Origin of the sequence: uncultured Jannaschia sp. (assembly GCF_947494055.1) — a bacterium.
Lineage (GTDB): Bacteria > Pseudomonadota > Alphaproteobacteria > Rhodobacterales > Rhodobacteraceae > Jannaschia.
In genome coordinates this window covers 1-2687 of sequence record NZ_CANLTR010000107.1, presented here as the reverse complement: position 1 = coordinate 2687, position 2687 = coordinate 1, and the positions used below count along the sequence as shown (strand labels likewise).

The window sequence follows — 2687 nt, the reverse complement described above, 5'->3', positions numbered from 1 at the left end:
GCACAGTAGCGCCGGCATCGTCGTATCTGTAATCTTCGTCATGGCGTGATCTCCCTGGCGGTTGCCGCCGCCGGTCAAGTGGTTTGACTCACCCGGAGATTACGCCGCCCTCGATTTTCCACCACCTTCGCGACACGACCATCGGCATGTCGCTTTATACGAAGCGGCTTGAGGCAGGGAAGTTCATCTGGCCGGCCGGGGGATCTGGCGAAGCGGTCCAGATCTCTGCCGCGCAGATCGGTTATCTTCTGGACGGGATCGACTGGCGCAATCCGCGCTGGACGCGGGCGGCCTGCGAAGGCGGGATAAGTTCGCCTGATCGCCCTATTCCATTGGGTCTTTCCAGTGTCCTGTCGTAGAATGCGGCATGTCGGATACCTCCTTGGAGATCGCCAGATTGCGGGCCGCCCTTGTGGCGTCCGAGACGCGCGTCGAGACCACGGAAGCCCGGGCGGAGACCGCCGAGAGCGAGCTGGCGCAGGTCCGGGCGGTTGTCCGGGCGTCCGAGGCGATGATCAAGCATCTCCGGCTCGAGATCGCCAGGCTGCGGCGGGAGCAATATGGCCACAGCTCGGAGCGCCGCGCTCGCCTGATCGACCAGATGGAGTTACAGCTCGAGGAACTCGAGGCCGCCACGACCGAGGACGAGATCGCCGCGGAGAAGGCAACGAAGACAAGTTCGGTCGCCGGCTTCGACCGTCGCCGCCCGGCCCGTAAGCCGTTCCCGGAGCACCTGCCTCGCGAGCGGGTGGTGATCGAGGCACCGACGGCGTGTTCGTGCTGCGGCTCCGACCGTATCGTGAAGATGGGAGAGGATATCACCGAGACGCTGGAGGTCATTCCGCGACAGTGGAAGGCGATCCAGACCGTCCGCGAGAAGTTCACCTGCCGCTCTCGCGAGAAGATCTCCCAGCCGCCGGCCCCGTTCCACCCCACGCCCCGTGGCTGGGCTGGCCCGAACCTGCTGGCGATGATGCTTTTCGAGAAGTTCGGTCAGCATCAGCCGCTGAACCGACAGGCCGAGCGCTACGCCCGGGAGGGTGTCGATCTCAGCCTCTCGACCCTGGCCGACCAGGTCGGCGCCTGTGTCATCGCGCTCGCGCCCGTTCATGCGCGGATCCGCGACCATATCCTGGGAGCCGAGCGGCTCCACGGGGATGACACCACGGTCCCGCTCCTGGCGAAGGGCGGAACGAAGACGGCCCGGCTCTGCCTCAAGTCCGCGATGACCGGCCCTTCGCCGGCGGCGCGCCGCCCGCGGCACTGTTCTACTTCTCGCGAGACAGAGAGATGGCCCACCCCAATCGGCATCTCACAGGATGGCAGGGCATCCTCCAAGCCCCCTCTCATGGTTTGCAAGCAAACCATTGCCGGGCAATGGATGCCTATGGCGGATACAACGATCTCTACCGCGGCAATCGCGATCCCGGGCCGGTGAGTAGCGCACTGTGCTGGAGCCACGCCCGCCGGAAGTTCTTCGAACTGGCCAACATCAGGGGAAATATCCGGAAGGGGAAGCACGCCCATGATATATCCCCCGTGGCGTTTGAGGCAGTGACGAAGATCGATGCCATCTTAGACGTGGAGCGCGGCATCAACGGTCTGGACGCCGCGGCACGGCTCGAAGCGCGGCAGCGCCTCGTCCGGCCGCTGGTCGACGAGCTTCACGACTGGATGCGTGCCGAACAGGGCACGATGTCGAAGCACAACCCCGTCGCCAAGGCGATCGCCTACATGTTCAAGGCGGACCGCTGGGAAGCCTTCACCCGCTTTGTCGACGACGGCCGGATCTGCCTGACGAACAACGCGGCCGAACGCGCCCTGCGCGGCATCGCCCTCGGTCGGAAGTCATGGCTGTTCGCTAGATCCGAGCGCGGCGGCGACCGCGCCGCCTTCATGTATTCCCTGATCGTCACCGCGAAGCTGAACGACATCGATCCCCAGGCATGGCTGGCCGATGTTCTCGGCCGGCTGCCCGACATGACCGCTTCGCAAGTGCCAGACCTGCTCCCGTGGAACTGGCGAACCTCAGAGCATCGCCAAGGCGCCTGACCGCGGCCTGCGCCGAATACTTACGCTTCACATCGCTGCGAATGACGTGAAGGAGCCCAACTCAGGCATTAATAACGGGACAAATCGCCTCACGCGTTCTAGCGGATGAACCATATCGCTTTGTCGATGTTAAATTGCAGGAGCGTCGGTTTGTGGACCGCTTCCACAAGCCGGGGCCAACCGTTTTGACGCATGCTCATATCAATCAGATCGCGACGGCCGTGCCCGAGTACGAAGTGCATGATTACTTTCTGCGCTTCGCCACCGCGAGCCTTGCGGCGCTACCGAAGCAGCAGAAGCTTTTCCGCAGGATGGCGGACAAAGCAGGCATAGAGAGCCGGTACTCATGCATCGAGCCGGCGGACGACCCTGATGGGCAGATCGTCGACAGGTCCGGCATCTTCCGGCGGGGTGCGTTCCCCGGCACCGCCAAGCGCATGGACATGTACGAAAGCGCAGCTGCAGAACTTGCGATGCTAGCCATCGACCGCCTCGATAGGGGCGACATGCGGACGTCCATCACACATCTGATCGTCGCGAGCTGTACAGGTCTCTCGGCTGAGAACGGCGGTGGAAAAGTCGGCCACGGGAGCGGCGGGATGAGCCTGCTGCGGGCGGCGTAAAAGTCGGCCACT

The 2687-nt window shown here is 63.9% G+C and carries 3 protein-coding genes; all 3 read left to right on the top strand.

Translation table 11 applies throughout. The annotated features are described in order from the left end of the window. The first annotated feature begins 146 nt into the window (after nt 1–146). The 3 genes from tnpB (at nt 147) to Q1A87_RS23190 (ending at nt 2675) form a co-directional block, all read left to right on the top strand. Nucleotides 147–359 (top strand): IS66 family insertion sequence element accessory protein TnpB, encoded by a 213-nt coding sequence (gene tnpB, locus Q1A87_RS23200; RefSeq protein ID WP_299657145.1) that lies wholly within the window; start codon nt 147–149, stop codon nt 357–359. 8 nt (nt 360–367) lie between these two features. Continuing rightward, a protein-coding gene (locus Q1A87_RS23195; protein ID WP_299657142.1) for an IS66 family transposase occupies nt 368–2052 on the top strand; the annotation gives its coding sequence in 2 pieces (ribosomal slippage) (nt 368–1211 and nt 1211–2052; 1686 coding nt in all). Nucleotides 2053–2204: 152 nt separating this feature from the next. After that, complete coding sequence (locus Q1A87_RS23190) at nt 2205–2675, top strand: hypothetical protein (protein WP_299657139.1); 471 nt, start codon at nt 2205–2207, stop codon at nt 2673–2675. The last annotated feature ends 12 nt before the right edge of the window (nt 2676–2687 follow it).

What these genes read in the sequence shown, in the direction of transcription:
- tnpB (WP_299657145.1), top strand. Translation starts at nt 147, where the DNA reads ATGTCGCTTTATACGAAGCGGCTTGAGGCAGGGAAGTTCATCTGGCCG.